The following is a 16,189-nucleotide window of genomic DNA, read 5'->3' as shown; positions in this document are numbered from 1 at the left end:
GACGCGGTCTGCGCACCCCCAGCGCGTACGTGGCTCACCCACGCGGCTCACGTGCCCGTGGCGCGACTCGCCTGGAACGTCCGTTCCTCGTCCACTCCTCGTCCGGCCCGCCTCCGACCCGCATCCGGGCACTTCCGGGCACTTCCGAGCCGTCGGACCAGCGCGGCAGTCGCCTGGCACGGCGACCGCGAGGCCGGCCTTGAGTTGTTCTCCGGCACCCTGACGCCCTGACCCCGGCCTCCTGAGCAGGGCCGGGCTGCTCGGGAGTGCGAGGACCCGGGCCTCCTCGGCCCCCTCAGCCCCTCAGCCGATCCGCCGGACGTGTCTCAGCGGCGGGCGTGCCGACCGCGCCCGGTGCGGTTCTGGGGAGCGGACGGGTCCTCGGGCGGGGCGGGCGGGCCCTGCGGCGCCGCGCCGTCGTCGTACGGACCCGGCGCACCGCCGTGCGGGTTCTGCGCCCCCGCACCCGCGCCATAGGGGTCCTGGGGAACCTGGGAGCCCCCAGGCGCCGCGCCGCCGTACGGAGTGCCCTGCGGCGCGCCGCCGCCGGAGGCGCCGTACGGGACCTCGGGCGGAAGCGGATGGCTGCTGCCGTACGCACCCGAAGCACCCGGAGGCATCATCCCGCCGCCGGGTCCGTGGCCGGGCGCCGCCTGGCCGCCCTGGCCCTGGTACGGACCGGGTCCCTGATACGCGCCGTGCCCCTGGTACGGGTCCTGACCCTGATATGCGCCTTGGCCCTGGTGCGGTCCCTGGCCGGGACGGCCCTGCCCCGGTCCGCCGGGGGCGCCCGGGTGATTGCCGACGGCGCCCGGATGGTGTCCGGAGGCGCCATAGGGAGCGCCGGGCGCGCCAGGGGCCGGAGGGTGGTCCTGCGCGCGGCCGGGGGAGCCCGGCGCCTCGTCCTCGGTGTCGGCGGCACCGCCCTTGCGGCGGCTGCGCAGGTACTCGATCACGATCGGGAGGACCGACAGCAGCACGATGCCGACGAGGAACGACTCGATGTGCTCGTGCACCAGGTCGATCTGTCCCAGCGCCGCGCCCAGCAGGGTGACACCCGCGCCCCACAGGGTGCCGCCGATGACGTTGAAGAGGACGAAGGACCGGTACCGCATCCGGCTGACACCGGCGATGATCGGGGTGAACGTCCGCACGATCGGTACGAACCGGGCCAGCACCAGCGACTTCGGGCCGTGCTTCTCGAAGAACTCGTGCGCCTTCTCGACGTTCTCCTGCTTGAAGAACCGCGAGTCGGGCCGCTTGAAGAGCGTCGGCCCCACCTTCTTGCCGAACAGGTATCCAGCCTGGTCGCCCAGCACTGCGGCAAGCACGATCAGCAGGCACATCAGCCACAGCGGCATGTGGAGCTGGTCGGTGACGATCAGGAGCCCCGTGGTGAACAGGAGTGAGTCACCGGGCAGGAAGAAGCCGATGAGCAGGCCCGACTCCGCGAAGACGATCGCCAGGATCCCGACCGGGCCGAAGGTCTGGATCAGGAAGTCCGGATCCAGCCAGCTGGGTCCTAGTGCGAGGTTGGTCACGGAAGGCTCCTGATCAGGGGCGCGGGGCGGGGGTCTCCCGGCCGGCGGGCCGGCGGGCGGCGCGCAGAAACGGCACACAGGCGGTATCGGACGCTACACGCTACCAACGCGGTTCCCCGCCCCCTGCGTTCCCGGCCCGGGTTCCCGGGGCCGCACACCGGAGCCGGAAGCCGGGACCGTGAGCCGGAACAGGGGCCGGGACGGAAGTCCGAACGGGTCGCGTACCCGCCGGGCGACGCGGCGGTACACGCACAGGCGTTCCCTCGGGGCCCGTCGGCCACTAGCTTCCCTCTCACCGAGTCCGCGCGTCCGGATCCCGGACGCGCGGGCATGGAGCACCAGTGAGCACCACACGCCGAACAGCCGTTCCCGAAAGGACCACGACTGTGTCCGTACCGCTCCGCTCCCCCCGCTCCTCGCGCGCGCTGCGCCACAGATCCGTGGCAGCCCTGGCCGCGACCGCGCTGGCCACCCCGCTGCTGCTGATCTCGTCCCCCGCAGCCGCTGAGCAGTCCGCAGCCGACCGGAAGCCGCCCCGGCAGTCCGCGAAGCAGTCCGCGAAGAAGGCCGACAAGCTGGCCAGGAAACTGGTCCGGCGCACCAGCGGGCACGGTGCCCGCAAGCACCTGGCGGCGCTCAGCGCCATCGCCCACTTCAGCGACGGCAACCGCGGCGCCGGCTCCGCGGGCCACGACCGCTCCGCGCGCTACGCGGGCACCCTGCTCAAGGCGGCCGGCTACAAGGTCACCTATCAGAAGTTCGAGTTCACCTTCCGCGAGACCCTCGCCGAGAAGCTCTCCGTACTCGGGCCGAACCAGCGCGACGTCCCGATCACGCTGATGACCTACACGAAGAGCACCCCCGAGGGCGGCGTCGAGGCCCCGGTCGCGGTGGTTCCGGTCGACGCGGACGGCACCACGGGCTGCGAGGCCGGCGACTACGCACAGGGCGCGTTCGACGGCAGGATCGCGCTGATCAAGCGGGGCGGCTGCACGTTCGCGCAGAAGCAGGCGACCGCCGCCGACGCGGGCGCGGTCGGCGCGGTGGTCTACAACAACGAGGAGGGCGCGCTCAACGGCACCCTCGGCAGCCCCGACGCCGCCCGCATCCCCACCGGCGGCATCACGCTGGCCGACGGTGAGGCGCTCGCCGGGCAGGCCGCGGACGGCGACGTCACCGTCAACCTGGAGGTGCGCGAGCACCAGGAGCAACGCACCACGCAGAACGTCGTCGCGGAGACCCGCGGCGGCGACCCGGACAACACGGTGATGCTCGGCGCCCACCTCGACTCCGTCCCCGAGGGCCCCGGCATCAACGACAACGGCTCCGGCTCGGCGGGTGTCCTGGAGACCGCCCTCCAGCTGGCCAGGGCCGACCACAAGGGCAAGCACGCGAACAAGGTCCGCTTCGCGCTGTGGAGCGCCGAGGAGCTGGGTCTGCTCGGCGCCGAGCACTACGTGTCGGAGCTGTCGGCCGCCGAACGCGGGAAGATCTCGCTGTATCTGAACTTCGACATGATCGCGAGCCCCAACTACGGGATGTTCGCGTACGACGGAGACGACTCCGACGGCACGGGCGCGGGTCCCGGTCCGGAGGGCTCGGCGGTGCTGGAGAAGGATCTGGTGGACTTCCTCGCCACCCGCGGGACGGAGACCCGCGGCACCGACTTCACCGGCCGCTCCGACTACGGTCCGTTCATCGAGGCGGGTATCCCCTCGGGCGGCACGTTCACCGGCGCCGAGGGGATCAAGACCGCCGAGGAGCAGAAGCTGTGGGGCGGCACGGCCGGAGAGGCCTACGACGGCTGCTACCACCAGGCATGCGACACCCTGGGGAACGTCGACCCCCGCGCCTTCGACCTGAACGTCAAGGCCATCGCGAACGCCGTCGGCCACTACGCGTGGGACACCAGTGCGCTGCCGCGCGGCACCGACCGCCCGGCAACCCAGCGTCTGGCCGCCACGGAGTCGGCCGACAGCGCCCCGTCCGCGGCCGGGAAGCCGGTCACGGGCCCGTACAAGGGCGCCCGCCTGATCCGCTGACCCGGGCCCGGCGGTCCGCGTGCGGCGCCGGGCGCTCGGCGTCCGGCGCCCGTACGGCCGCGCCGCCGCATTGTCCACAGGCTGTGGACAATGCGGCGGCGCCGCACCCCTCCTCGCCCCGGCGGATTCGCCATGCGCTTCTCCACCGCCCGTCCACGGTCTGCCCACTTTCTCTCCGCTTTACCGGCGAATCGCCCGGATTGCACCACCGGCACAGGGCTGCGCCCGGTACCGGTGGCCCGGTAGGCTTTCCGTGTGATCTTCAAGCGAATCGGAAACGGGCGGCCGTACCCCGACCATGGCCGGGAGAGCACCCGTCAGTGGGCGGATGTGGCCCCGCGCCCGGTGCGCCTTGACCAGCTCGTCACCACCAAGGGCCAGCTCGACCTGGAGACGCTGCTCGCGGAGGATTCGACGTTCTACGGCGATCTGTTCGCCCACGTCGTGAAGTGGCAGGGCGACCTGTATCTGGAGGACGGACTGCACCGCGCGGTGCGCGCGGCGCTCCAGCAGCGCCAGGTGCTGCACGCACGCGTCCTCGAACTGGACTGAGCACAGCTCCGCGACCGAGCCGTCCACCGCGCCGCCGGCCGCCGCGCTGCCCGCGGCCGCGCCGGATCAGCCACCCACGAGCCGCGCCCGAACCCTCCCGGCCACGCTCTCGATTCGGCAACCGGAGGCTCCTCGCGTTCCTCCGTTCGGGTACGCGTCGCGGGCGCGGCGAGAAGCCTTTGATCATCTAGTAGGCAGTACTGCATCCGGCCACTACCCTGCGCACATGAGCATGCTCACTCCCCCGGGCCTGGGCGGGAAGTACCGCATCAGGGGTGACCGCTACCCGCGGATGCGCAGACCGCGCAGGTGGGGGCGGATCGTCGCCGCCTCACTGGCCTCGGTGCTGGCCGCGGCGGTACTGGGATGGGGCGCGCTCCAGGTCATCGGCATCTTCGCCGGCAGCGGCCCGGCCAAGGCCGCCGACCGCCCGGGCAAGGGGGCGAAATGCGCCTCGGCCGCCCCCGCCGCGGAGGCCCGCACCAGCGGCAGGAAGGCCGCGGAGGGCAAGCCGGAGAGCAAGAAGGCCGCGGGAGGCGAAGACCTCCCCGAACCCGGCGACATCACCGTGAACGTCCTCAACGCCACCTCGCGCAGCGGACTGGCCAAGGACACGGCCGACGAGCTGAAGAAACGCGGCTTCAGGATCGGCAGGATCGGCAACGCCCCGCCGGAGTTCGACAAGAAGATCAAGAAGGCCGCCTTCCTCGTCGGGGCCCCCGGCGCGTCGACCTCCGACCGCATGCACGTCCTGGGCACCCAGCTCGCGCACACCGAGACCCGGTACGACGAGCGGGACGGCAAGGACGTGGACCTGGTCCTCGGCAACGGCTTCGAGGACCTGGCGAAGAAGAAGGCCGCCACCGCGGCCCTGGCCGAACTGGCCGGGCCCGCGGCGGGTCCGGGAGAGCCCGGAAAGCCGGGAGCGTCACCCTCGGCCTGCTGAGCCCCCGCCCCGCGGGCCTGCGTGACGCGACCGGCCGCGTCAGGCTTCCGGGAGACGCGCGCCCCGGGCGGGAGCCACAGCCGAGCAGCCGGGTCCGCGATCGGCCGCGGCCGCAGGGACCTGCCGGACGGGCCGGACGGACGGATCAGACGGACGGACGGACCGCCCGGACGGACGGACCGGTCAGACGGTGCCGTACATCCGGTCGCCGGCGTCGCCCAGGCCCGGCACGATGAAGCCCTGTTCGTTGAGGCGCTCGTCGACCGAGGCGGTCACGACGGTCACCGGTGTACCGGCCAGGTCCCGTTCCATGACGGCGACCCCTTCGGGCGCGGCCAGCAGGCACAGCGCGGTCACGTCGTCGGCGCCGCGCCGGATCAGCTCCTGGATCGCGGCGACGAGTGTGCCGCCGGTGGCCAGCATCGGGTCGAGGACGTAGACCTGCCGCCCGGACAGGTCGTCGGGCATCCGGTTCGCGTAGGTCGACGCCTGGAGTGTCTCCTCGTCGCGGATCATCCCGAGGAAACCGACCTCGGCCGTCGGCAGCAGCCGGACCATGCCCTCCAGCATGCCGAGCCCGGCGCGGATGATCGGCACCACCAGCGGGCGGGGCCGGGACAGCTGCACGCCGGTGGTGTCGGTCACCGGCGTGGTGACCCCGACCTCCTCGACGCGCACGTCGCGGGTGGCCTCGTACGCCAGCAGCGTCACCAGCTCGTCCGCGAGGCGGCGGAAGGTCGGTGAGTCGGTGCGCGCGTCGCGCAGGGTGGTGAGCTTGTGCGCGACCAGGGGGTGGTCGACGACCTGCAAACGCAAAATGTCCTCCAAGGGCCTGAACAGCAGCGAAGGCCGCGCAGCGGCCCTGGGTCTCCAGGTTACCGAGCCCCCGTGCGCGGGCACCGGCCGACCGCGCACAGCAGTTGCGTACGCGCTCGGCGATCACGCACCACGGCACATCCGCCCCGCCCGTCGGCTGTCGAGGAGCGCCCTGCTCGGCGCGGTCACGGCTCGGCCGCGACCCGGGCACGAATCACCGGCTGCGGCCTCCGCCCCGCAAGCCGGACGGCCCGGCGGCGGCATCTTCCGCCCCGTCCTCCCGCCTCCCCGGCCGGCTTTCCGGACGTCTTCCCCTTCGTCGAAAGCGGACCCGAGGCGGGCACAGCACATGAATGAACGGGCAATCCTTCATTTCTTTTGGGGCATCGCTCCTGGCAAATCGAAGCGACCGGGCAACAAGCAAAACAGGACGGCAGTACCCGGCGATTGCCCGACACCCCCCGAGAGTTCCGGGATGAACCACCCCGAAAGTTCCCGGCTCTATCGATCCATTAACTTCCTTTTATGGCACAGGAGTTGCTCGCGCGCTTCACTCCACATACGTTGAATGCGACATCAACCCGTACCGCCCGGGAAGTCGAATGCGTTGTGCACGCGACGCGTTGACGCCTCCGCGCGGAGCGGAGACGACATCTCCACTTGTCTCCGGCCTCGACCGTCAGCGGCCACACCAGGCCGGACGCGTCCATGCGCAGCGTTTTCCCCGGCGTCGCCCGGACTCCACGAGGATCCGTTCAGGCGCAGCCCGGGGCGGTCAGCGCATCGCGGGCGGGCACAGGGACGCAATCCAGAACTGGAGAAGAATGCACACGACGAAGCGTAAGGCCGCCCTCGCCGCAGGCAGCCTGGCGGCGGCCATGGGAATCTCCCTGCTCGGCGCCGGCGCCGCGGCCGCGTCGCCGATCAGGCCCTGGACAGGCGTGATCGGCGACGGCAGCTACCGGGCCTGTCTGGAATACGGCAACACGATGGCCCAGAAGGGTGCACTGCACGGCTACACCTGCACCCAGCTGTCCAACGGCAAGTACTTCTTCCGCTGGTACTGACAGACCCCCACGGGCTTGCCCGGGCACGGTTCGAGCGAGGACAGCTCACACGACTTCCGTGCCCGGGCAAGCCCGTGTGCCGTGGCCAACCCGGGCTGTCCGGGGTGTGGCTGATCAGCGGCCCGGCAGCGGCAAGTCGTTCGTCGCAGGCGGACCACTGAGGCACGTGGCTCCCTCCGGCACCCGCCTACCCGGTACCGCGGCGCCCGGCGCACCCACCCGGCGCGCGCCGTACCCAACCGCGCCGGGGGCCGGGGGCGGGGATGGCACCGACCGCTACGCGGTACGCACCATGGCCGGATGCGCCGGGGCGCACTGGCATACGCCCGGCGGACCGGGGAAGGTGGCTCTACACCGGAGGTGCATATGTCAGAGCCACGTGAGCCCGGGCAGCGAGCGCGCCGACGTCCGGGAAGGCCATCCAGGCCGCACCCGGGATCGGGCGCCCGCACGGAACCCGACCGCCGCGGGGACCCTCGTACGCAGTCGGAGCTCCGGACGGAGGGGGACCGCGACACGGACGCCGAGCGGCTGCGCCGCCGCGCACGCTTCCTCCGCGAGCTGAACGAGGCGAAGGAGCTGCGCGAACGCGTCCATCCCCGCCGGTCGCGAGCGGTGCGCCGACGCCGGCAGGCGCTGCGGATGCGAGCCTTCCGCTGGTGAGCCCCTCCGCCGCCGAGCCCCTCCACGGACGAGGACCGGCCCGCGGCGCGACGGCCGCCCACAGGGCCCCGCCACGCGGCACCCCGGCGACACAACCGCACGAACCGCACTGAGTGGCGGCTTGTCACACTGGGTCGATGCAGGCGAGCGCGGGGTAAACGTTTGGGCAACAGTCGGGCAAACAGCACGACGACGCACTGCCGAAGACCCTTCGCACGGCGCAGGTTTCTGCCACGATTCCGATGGGGCGGGGCACGGTCCTCGTCAGCACTCGGGCACATCTTGAATCAGTGGGAGAGTCACGGTGTATTTCGCCGCACTGCTCGCGCGCACCGAAGACGGGTGGGAAGCGAGCGACACGGAGCTGGACGATGTGGAGACCCTGGCCGACTTGGCCGACCTGGCCCGCGAGGCCACGACAGACGACGAGACGGTACTGGTCTGCATCGAGCAGGACGGCATGTGGTTCGGCGTCGTCCGCGTGGACGGCGAGGACGACCCGCGGGTGTTCGTCTCGGACGCCGCGGCGGCGATGCGCAGCTCATACGGCGAGATACTGCTGTCGGACGAGCTGCTCGGCCGCCAACCGGAGGATCCGTCGGCCCTCGACCAACTCGTGGACCTGGACGGCACGGAGGACGGGGAGCCGGAAGGCAGCGAGGACGACGACGGGACGGCCGAACGCGCCGCGGCAGCCGACGTGGAGGGCGCACCGGCGGGACCGCTGGGCGACGCGGACCTCCTCAGCGACCTCGGCATGACGGAGAAGGTGCTGCTCACCCTCTCCCCCGAGGACGCACTGAGCGAGGTCGCCGACGCGCTCGGCTGCACGGATGTACTGGAGGCCGTCCGCTGAGCCGGAGCACAGCAGGCGCCACACTGGCACCATGACCCCCGCGACCCCCGCACCCGGCGACCGGCCGACCGCCGCGTCCCCCGCCCCCAGCCCGGACACCGCCTCCGGGCCGGGGGCCACTCCCGGCGACCCCGTACGCGATCCCTGGCGCGCACCCATGCGGCTCGCGCTCGCGGAAGCCGCACGGGCACCCGGGACCGGGGACGTGCCGGTCGGCGCCGTCGTGCTCGGGCCGGACGGCACCGTACTGGGCCGGGGGCACAACGCCCGCGAGGCGGACGGGGACCCCACCGCCCACGCCGAGCTGCTCGCCCTCCGCGCCGCCGCCCGGGCCCGCGGCGGCCGCGACTGGCGACTGACCGGCTGCACCCTCGTCGTCACCCTGGAGCCGTGCACGATGTGCGCGGGCGCGGCCGTGCTCTCCCGCGTCGACCGCGTCGTCTACGGCGCCCCGGACGCGAAGGCCGGCGCCGCGGGCTCCCTGTGGGACGCCCTGCGCGACCGCCGCCTCAACCACCGCCCCGAGGTCGTCAACGGCGTCCTGGCCACCGAGTGCGCCACCCTCCTCACCAGCTTTTTCCGCCCCACCGGCCCCACACCCCCCACGGCACAGGGCACCACCCCGGATACCGATTTCGACCCCGGGCCCTCAGTGGGCTAGAGTTCCTCTCGGTAGCGTGTCCGAGCGGCCGAAGGAGCTCGCCTCGAAAGCGAGTGAGGGGGCAACTCCTCCGTGGGTTCAAATCCCACCGCTACCGCTTCTGAGCAGGAACGATGGAGGGCCGGACCCCAGCAGGGTCCGGCCCTCCATCGTGCTCCGTCTCAGTTCACGTCTCAGTTGACTCGGCACCCGGTGCTCCGGTCTAGATCTCGCACCACGCTATGTCAGAGGCCTCCCGTTGTCCGACACAGCATGACCCGACAGCCTCGTTTCTGGCGTCGCGAACTCTCTTGGACTAACGGAACGCATCCGACCGCTTCGGGCGGGCTTGGCATGGTGGCGCCCCCTCGGGGGCAACATGGATAGGATCAGCACGCCTATCACAGAATAGGAGATCCCCTATCTTGGAACCCGTACTTGTAGCATCCTTAATAACCTCTTGCGTCGCCCTGGTAACAAGTGCTGCAGGTTGGGTTATAACTAGCCATCAAACAACCCGCAATATCCATATTGAGCGGGATCAATGGCGGCGCAAAATCCGTGGGGACGCATATGTCAACTTGATAACAGCGTTCCGGCGACTCCTGGAGATCTTCCAAAACACCCCCATGGCGAAGGGCCTGGAAGAATCCGCCGACGAATACGTCACGCCTGAGATGGACGAGGCACTTGCCGATTTGCGCCTCAAGGCTCTAACAGTCAAGTTCGAGGGGCCTGAGACGATGCGCAATCTCGCAGGGGGCGCCGAAACGTGCGGCAACCGTCTGATCCAGGGATGGCAGCATGAATACTGCATTGGCGAATCGGAGACCAATATCTCCCTGGAAGAAGCTCTTCAACTAGCTCGATCTCACGAGAGTGAACTCATGGCCGAAGCAGAGTCAATTCTCCATCGAACGTAACTAAGGAGCACAGAAGTCTTTTACCATCAGAATGGAAATGGGGCTGACTGGCGTCAGGGTCAGTGATCTGCCCAATTTTACAACCGAGGCCTACGAAGTAAACGCACACCTTCCCGGGATTTCCAGATAGGCGATGGACGGTCCGGTTGCCATGCACGTCGAGTGACGAATTCCCCCCACAGAGGGATACTGATGCAGCGGGTTCGCTACAGGGACGTCGTACATGAAACATTCCTGCACGACATGAGACTCCGAGCTCCGGCGGAAAGGCGTCGAATATGGAAATTCATCGACGCCATCTCGCCGCTATCCGAATCCGAAAAGCGACAAATTCAGGCCTCGTACATGCGGGCCTGGCGTCGCGACCAGTGGCATAGCAGCACTTTCTATCGAAATATTTCCTTTGGACTACTGTCTGTCACCTATCTGGGCTATGCCTCTTTCGTGGTGATCGCCGATCACGCCGGGGCAGGCTTTTGGGAAAATTATTCAGGCCTGGCGAACACGGCACTGGCAATCACAGTACTCGTCACTATTAATTGCCTGGTAGCTATGCGACGGTATGAGCGCAATAATTTCGCGGGCCCCAGAGCTCGCCGCTCGGACCTTCTCTTGAAGTTCCTCATTGAGATTACCGGCCAGGCCCACACAGTTAGACAAACGTGGTGGGATAATAGAGAGTGCAGAAGAGTAATGTTTCGCATCGACTTTGCGGCGCGGAACATGAAACTCACTCGCGTTCGATTAAGACGTACCGAGGTTTGGACGGACCGATCCTTCCGCGCCGAGATTCGCCTGGAAAACAGAAGGATCGCAGAAGTCCTACGCGAACACTCGCGTGCGCTCTCGAAGGCAGGGAATCAGGCGGAGTACGAGAGAATTCTCGACTCTCTACGCGACGGACTTACCGCAGCGGCCATTGACGACTGGGACTCCCTCCTGGAGAATTCCCCCAGCATCACTCAGAGTCCCATAGCACTTCGCATATTCGCCCGACTTTGGCCGTCCGGCCTGCTCCTTGGCACTGCCGCATTACTACCAATGGTCCCAGGGTTCGAGTCGTCGGCGGATGACATTCGAAAATTCCTCACCCCAATGGGCGTACTCGCGGCCTTGGGCGCCTCAGAGACGGTGACTAGCTCTGTACGTAACGTTCTTGACAAGGTCGTTTGGGGCTCGAAATAATTCGCGGCCCGTACGGGGTCACTACTCAAAAGCGACCTGCACCTCGTAGACGATCTCGACTTCCGCAGCGGGTACCACGATGTCGGCAGTTTCGACTGGAAGTCCTTCGTGGTCGTAGTACGTGCGCTCGATACGCGTTACAAGCGCACCACGTTGGATACCGAGGAGTTGGGCTTCCGCTACCGTCGCCTGTCCCGGATCCGGCTGCTCAATTGCCCGGCTGATCTCGACATCGATCGCAGCCATGCGCTCGACAACTCCGCGGCCAGCGTATGGCCCGCCTTCCGGTAGGACGATGATTGTCCCGCCCGTCAGGGCGTATGGTTCCCAACTGGTCGAGAGCTGTACCGGCTTGCTGTCCGACAGGAACTCATACCGCGTACGGACGCACAGGTCACCCTCGGCGATGCCGAGACGGGCCGCGATATCCGGCGGCGCTGGCACCTTCGCATCCGTCTGATGCTCCCATGAGCCGCTGCGGCCGAGCGCGGCCATGTCCGCGCGGAACGGTGACCCGCCCCGACGCTCCCGACTGAGCGAGCGCACCATGCGCATGCGCCGGCGAGGCTCCGAGACGTACGTGCCCGAGCCCGCACGACCCTCCAACAGCCCCTGAGAGATCAACAGCTCCTGAGCTCTGCGGATGACGTTGTCACCGACGCCGTACTCGGCGCCCAGAGCGGAGCGGGACGGGAGCCGGTCGCCGGGTGCCCAGTTGCCGTCAGCGATGCGCTGCCGGAACAGGTCGGCGATGCGGAGGTAGGGCGGCTGCTCAGGCATGTGGAAAATCTAGTCCACTAGCTCTAACCTAGTTAACTAGCTTTACTCCACGTGACTGACTCGTGGCGGAGGATCGCCGTGCCTCAATCCATTGTTCGAGTCCGTTCGATCGCGGCACGTCTCTCCGCCCTCGGGCTCGAACCACACCTCAAGCGCGATCGTGAGTGCGTTCGGATCGAGGTAACGCCTCCCAGCGCGCCGACCTCGGCAACCTGGCTGGCTCTCCTGGCTGCGCTGGAGCAAGGCGACCAGTTCGGGCTCCACACCGACGGCCATGCAGCCGTCGCGTGGGCCCTCGTCGTCAACGAGGGTCCCCCTGCGCCTCCGGCGCAGCGAGCGGATCCGCAGCCATAAGGAGCTGCAATTATGCGCGACTGCCTTCGCCGAGCATTCGGCCGGCTTCTGTGTCGGTCCTTCGACCCCACAGGCCGGTCCCACCAGGACGACGCCCCCTGGGCGCCCCCGTCCGCACTCCCGTGCCGCCCCCGCTCTTCTCACTGGCGGCCACCCCTCACCCCGGTCTTCGACGACGGCGCGCTCGTACGTCCGTACGTCCTGGCGCACGAAGCTCGCATGCGGGGGGCCACGCTCTCTCCGCTTCCGCTCGGCGGTGAGCGACCGTGAGCTACCGCTCTCCCGCGTGCGGGCTCGGTCGGCACCACGAATGCCGTCACGGGAACCCTAAGCAGCCGCCTCCGCACAGGGGCGTGTTCTTCGAACCGTGTGACTGCCCGTGCCATCGGGGGCGGCCCAGCTTCCCGGCCAGGGAGAGGACTGGTCATGGCGCGGAATGAGCAGCAGGTGGCTGTCATGGTCGACGGCGGATCGCTCCGACGAGGGGACGTCATCCACATAGGCGGTCAGCCGATGGCCGTATTCGATCTCCACCACGTCGCCGGCGGCGCGAAGCGCATCGCGTTCAGGAGCGGCGACGTACTCACCATCACCCCCCGGACGGCCCTGGTCGTCCTGCGCACCGTAGCGGGCTGGGAGGGCCCCCAATGCTGATCTACGACCGAGACATGACTCCTGTGCCCTCATCCGAGCTCCGGCTCCTGCCCTGGACAACGGAGACCGGGAAACCCTGCTATCTCAACGGCAACGCCAACTCCGGCCTGGCGCTGTACGCCGACGAGATGGAAGAGGCCCACCTCACTATGGGTGGTGACGCCCTCAAGCGGGCCGTGCAGGCGCTCGAAGCTCTGGCGGTCGAGGAAGAGAAGGAAGAAGCATTCCACGTGCTGGAAGCCGCAGCCGTCGCCCTCAGCAACGCCCTCCGCGTCGCCGACAGCAGGGGTGCACGCCTGCCAGGCCACGAGGGCACCGAGATCATGTGCGGCACCGTCGATGACGACCAGGACGACGGCGACGGCCCTCAGCTCCCCGCCGAATCCTTCGGCTGAGCTGCACCGATGCCAGCAGCCTCCGTCTCAGTTTCCGTCTCATTCATCCCCGTCCGGGCTCGTTCATCGGTGTCCGCCACCACCCCAGCACCGCTCCTGAGCAGCACCAGCGAACGGCCCTGAACGACCCCGTACACCCTCCTCTCCGCCCCGAACAGACCTCGAAAGCGAGTGAGGGGGCAACTCCTCCGTGGGTTCAAATCCCACCGCTACCGCTTCTGAGCAGGAACGATGGAGGGCCGGACCCCGGTGGGGTCCGGCCCTTCGTCGTGGGGCCCCGGTTCGGTTCTCAGTTGGCCGGTACGCGGGCTCCGCCCAGGCCATCGTTGTCCGGCGTGCCCCGTGACCGCTCCCAGATCAGCCCATCGACATGCTCGGCGATGCACGTATGCCCTGTGTCAAGCATGCGCTGATACCGGGCGGCCATCGAGGTTGGGAGCCAGCCCATGGGGCCCATGGCCGCTCACTCGGGTGCGCCGGGCAATCCGCAGCACGGTGGCGACGGTGTGAGTTCGTCATGCGGCGGCCGATTCTGGACCTTCGCGCCCCGAAACGGCTCCACAAGCTGTGAACAGTCCTGCCGCTCGACGACCGGCCCGCGACATGGCATCTGCTGTCTCCGGGTTGGTCCGGCGGCGCTGGGGCAGTGGTCGGACTTGAGGTCGCACGTTTCATCGCAACCATACGCGCAGCTTGGGCGCCGCCAGGTGCTGCGGACCCACAGGAGGCCTTCGACTGGGCTGCTCGCAACGACTTAGGACTGAGTGAGGCGGCGGGCTCAGGCGTGGCGGGGTCGCGGGGGTCGCCGGGAACTTCATCGCGCCTGTCTGGGGCCACTCCTGTCAAGAGCGGGAGGGGTCGCTGCCTTCCGGTGCTTCGTAGCAAGGCGAGACGAGGGTAATGCTGATCTGTGGCTTGAGGTCGCCTGAGCGCTTCTTGAGTGCCTCGATTGCCACACGATGTCCGGATGTGGTGTGTACCGCTTTGATCTCCGGATTGCGGGCCATGCTGTTCTGGGGCCCGTCCTTGGTGATACGCCAGCCCATACCCGGAAGTCGAGAGCGCAGGTTCTCCATGGCGGTGTCGATTCCGGGTCAACGGCGTCACACGGTCCGGCGGCGGCGGGAAGGGTACTTGGGGTGCCGGGGATGCCCATGGCCTCCAGCAGTCGGGACGAGATCCGGTTGACCTCATCCTCTGCTTGGGGCACCGCGCGCACCTCCGGTGTGTATCCGAGGATCTTGCGCACCTTCGACGGTTTGGCGACCGGTCCGGAGCCAGTGCTTTCCATGAGCGAGCATCCCCTCAGCAAAATCAGGATCAGCAGGGTGGCTGTAACGGTAGCTTTCCGCTGACCGGTCACTCTTCGAGCGTGACGTTGATGTAGTCGCCAACCACTACCTTGGACATGTTGCGCAGACTGACCGTCGGGTCGCCATCGGATTCCTCATCCCAGTACTTGCCATGGCCCGTGGCTCCTCCCCATGGGCCATAGTCCATGACGTTGCCTCCGAAGCGCTCGTCGGTGGGTATAGCCCGGTCCGGGCCGCCGCCGTGGAAGGCGCGCCCTCCCTGGCGCACCGTGGTGTCATCGACCGTGTTGTCGGCGCCGACGGCCCATACATGGTCGGCGCCGACACCGAGGTCTCCCGCGCGGCGTACGTGGACGCCGGGAGACCCCTGGAACATGATGTCGTCGGCCGGGAGTCGGTGGCCCTTGGCGGCTTCACCGACAACGGCGGAGCCGTGATCGGCGGTGTCGGGGTTTCCGTTGGCCAGGATGATCCGCCCGTCTCCGCGGCCTTTAGGGTCGAAGCCGAGCAGGTATGCAGCAGGGAGTCCTTTAACACCGGTTCGGTCGAAGCAGCTCTCGACGGCTTCGATGCCTTTTAGGGTGTCATTGATGTGATCCCTGCGGTCTCTCCAGCCGCGCGGTTTTTCTGCTCCCAGCTGGTCGAGTTCGGTCTCATAACGGCCTTTGGTCATGGCCATCTCGGCACGATTGGCTTCGTCGCGTATGTCAGCAGGCAGTCCGTCGAGTACGCCGATTTCTGCGGGATAGAGGGCGAGGTAGTTTTCCCTGTTCTCGTCGCTGAGGAGGTTCCACCACTGTTTGTTCTCCTGTGGATCACCTCCCTCGGGAGGAGGTGGAATGGAGGGTCCGCTTTGGGCGGCGGCCTTTCGAGAAGCTTTGGTGTCGGCAGCAGTGTCGTTCCAGTCCCCGGACGAGACGTATAGGTCGTCGTCTGCTTTCAGACGCCGCAGGACGCGAGCGTATACTCTGTCGGCTTCGGTTGCTTGCCCGACGGCCTCGGCGATTTCCTGGGCTACGGCCAGGGCTCTGCTCTTCTCAGGGTCGGCGCCGTGGGCTGTGCCGCCGTCGGGTTGGTTTCCATCGTCGTCGCCCGAGCTGGCGGCGGAGTGGGAGACCGAGCCGTCGAATTCGACGGTGAAACCTTCTCTCTTAGCTTCTTGCAATGCCTGGTTGAGCCTGACCTGGGCTTTACTGAGAACCTCTTGCAGCAGCTCGATGTTGGCGCGTATCAGTCCGGTCTGCACTTGCATGTAGTGGAAGTTATCTGACAACCGGCCCACTTGACGCAGGGCAGCATCGGCGGCGCACCCCTCAAGCTTGCCTCGAATTCCAGGAGCCACATTTTTGTTGAGCCTTTCCTTTCCCTGATCTCCGGCGGAAGAGAGGCTCTTGTAGAAGTCGGCGGCGCGGCCTAGGTCTTCGGTGTCAAGCTTGGCAAGCGTCTGCCATCTCACCTTCTC

At 68.2% G+C, this 16,189-nt stretch carries 15 protein-coding genes and 1 tRNA gene; 11 read left to right on the top strand and 5 right to left on the bottom strand.

Going from position 1 to position 16,189, the window contains the following annotated elements; all coding sequences use genetic code 11:
* Positions 1-326: 326 nt before the first annotated feature.
* The gene (locus ACFYMO_RS12975; RefSeq protein WP_388546095.1) at positions 327-1,541 is read right to left on the bottom strand and encodes a DedA family protein; all 1,215 of its coding nucleotides are present in this window, start codon (positions 1,539-1,541) and stop codon (positions 327-329) included.
* Between the two features lie 386 nt (positions 1,542-1,927).
* On the opposite strand from ACFYMO_RS12975, the gene ACFYMO_RS12970 reads away from it, so the two are divergent.
* The 3 genes from ACFYMO_RS12970 (at position 1,928) to ACFYMO_RS12960 (ending at position 5,081) form a co-directional block, all read left to right on the top strand.
* Entirely contained in the window at positions 1,928-3,583 is a 1,656-nt protein-coding gene (locus ACFYMO_RS12970; protein WP_366773273.1) for a M28 family metallopeptidase, read from the top strand.
* 255 nt (positions 3,584-3,838) lie between these two features.
* Complete coding sequence (locus tag ACFYMO_RS12965) at positions 3,839-4,135, top strand: type II toxin-antitoxin system VapB family antitoxin (protein WP_003999914.1); 297 nt, start codon at positions 3,839-3,841, stop codon at positions 4,133-4,135.
* Positions 4,136-4,361: 226 nt separating this feature from the next.
* Entirely contained in the window at positions 4,362-5,081 is a 720-nt protein-coding gene (locus ACFYMO_RS12960) for a LytR C-terminal domain-containing protein (RefSeq protein WP_366773274.1), read from the top strand.
* Between the two features lie 183 nt (positions 5,082-5,264).
* On the opposite strand, the gene upp is transcribed toward ACFYMO_RS12960, so the two are convergent.
* A complete protein-coding gene (gene upp / locus ACFYMO_RS12955) occupies positions 5,265-5,897 on the bottom strand; it encodes a uracil phosphoribosyltransferase (RefSeq protein WP_366773275.1) in 633 nt (210 codons plus the stop codon).
* An 824-nt stretch (positions 5,898-6,721) separates the two neighbouring features.
* Here upp and ACFYMO_RS12950 point away from each other — a divergent pair.
* The 6 genes from ACFYMO_RS12950 to ACFYMO_RS12925 all read left to right on the top strand — a co-directional run bounded on the left by ACFYMO_RS12950 (position 6,722) and on the right by ACFYMO_RS12925 (position 10,046).
* Positions 6,722-6,964: a hypothetical protein gene (locus ACFYMO_RS12950; RefSeq protein WP_366773276.1), complete on the top strand. Its 243-nt coding sequence runs from the start codon at positions 6,722-6,724 to the stop codon at positions 6,962-6,964.
* 366 nt (positions 6,965-7,330) lie between these two features.
* The gene (locus ACFYMO_RS12945) at positions 7,331-7,627 is read left to right on the top strand and encodes a hypothetical protein (protein ID WP_366773277.1); all 297 of its coding nucleotides are present in this window, start codon (positions 7,331-7,333) and stop codon (positions 7,625-7,627) included.
* Between the two features lie 304 nt (positions 7,628-7,931).
* The gene (locus tag ACFYMO_RS12940; RefSeq protein WP_366773278.1) at positions 7,932-8,483 is read left to right on the top strand and encodes a hypothetical protein; all 552 of its coding nucleotides are present in this window, start codon (positions 7,932-7,934) and stop codon (positions 8,481-8,483) included.
* A 31-nt stretch (positions 8,484-8,514) separates the two neighbouring features.
* Positions 8,515-9,144, top strand: coding sequence for a tRNA adenosine(34) deaminase TadA (gene tadA / locus ACFYMO_RS12935; RefSeq protein ID WP_388546088.1), 630 nt, complete (start codon positions 8,515-8,517; stop codon positions 9,142-9,144).
* A gap of 10 nt (positions 9,145-9,154) precedes the next feature.
* Positions 9,155-9,241 (top strand) — tRNA-Ser (locus ACFYMO_RS12930).
* 511 nt (positions 9,242-9,752) lie between these two features.
* Positions 9,753-10,046, top strand: a complete 294-nt coding sequence (locus ACFYMO_RS12925) for a hypothetical protein (protein WP_366773279.1) — start codon at positions 9,753-9,755, stop codon at positions 10,044-10,046.
* A 1,206-nt stretch (positions 10,047-11,252) separates the two neighbouring features.
* Here ACFYMO_RS12925 and ACFYMO_RS12920 read toward each other — a convergent pair.
* Positions 11,253-12,011 (bottom strand): GntR family transcriptional regulator, encoded by a 759-nt coding sequence (locus tag ACFYMO_RS12920; RefSeq protein WP_366773280.1) that lies wholly within the window; start codon positions 12,009-12,011, stop codon positions 11,253-11,255.
* Positions 12,012-12,791: 780 nt separating this feature from the next.
* Between ACFYMO_RS12920 and ACFYMO_RS12915 the strand changes: the two genes are divergently transcribed.
* Together ACFYMO_RS12915 and ACFYMO_RS12910 are read left to right on the top strand one after the other, a co-directional pair.
* Positions 12,792-13,019, top strand: a complete 228-nt coding sequence (locus ACFYMO_RS12915) for a hypothetical protein (protein WP_388546084.1) — start codon at positions 12,792-12,794, stop codon at positions 13,017-13,019.
* 14 nt (positions 13,020-13,033) lie between these two features.
* Entirely contained in the window at positions 13,034-13,414 is a 381-nt protein-coding gene (locus tag ACFYMO_RS12910; protein ID WP_388546081.1) for a hypothetical protein, read from the top strand.
* An 842-nt stretch (positions 13,415-14,256) separates the two neighbouring features.
* Here the strand turns inward: ACFYMO_RS12910 and ACFYMO_RS12905 are convergent.
* Positions 14,257-14,460: a hypothetical protein gene (locus tag ACFYMO_RS12905; RefSeq protein ID WP_388546078.1), complete on the bottom strand. Its 204-nt coding sequence runs from the start codon at positions 14,458-14,460 to the stop codon at positions 14,257-14,259.
* 313 nt (positions 14,461-14,773) lie between these two features.
* Entirely contained in the window at positions 14,774-16,183 is a 1,410-nt protein-coding gene (locus tag ACFYMO_RS12900; protein WP_366773284.1) for an alpha/beta hydrolase, read from the bottom strand.
* Positions 16,184-16,189 lie beyond the last annotated feature (6 nt).

The sequence above is a fragment of the Streptomyces sp. NPDC007025 genome, assembly GCF_042869455.1.
Taxonomy (GTDB): domain Bacteria; phylum Actinomycetota; class Actinomycetes; order Streptomycetales; family Streptomycetaceae; genus Streptomyces.
Note: the sequence above shows the minus strand (reverse complement) of the source record. Positions and strands in the feature narration are given on the sequence as shown.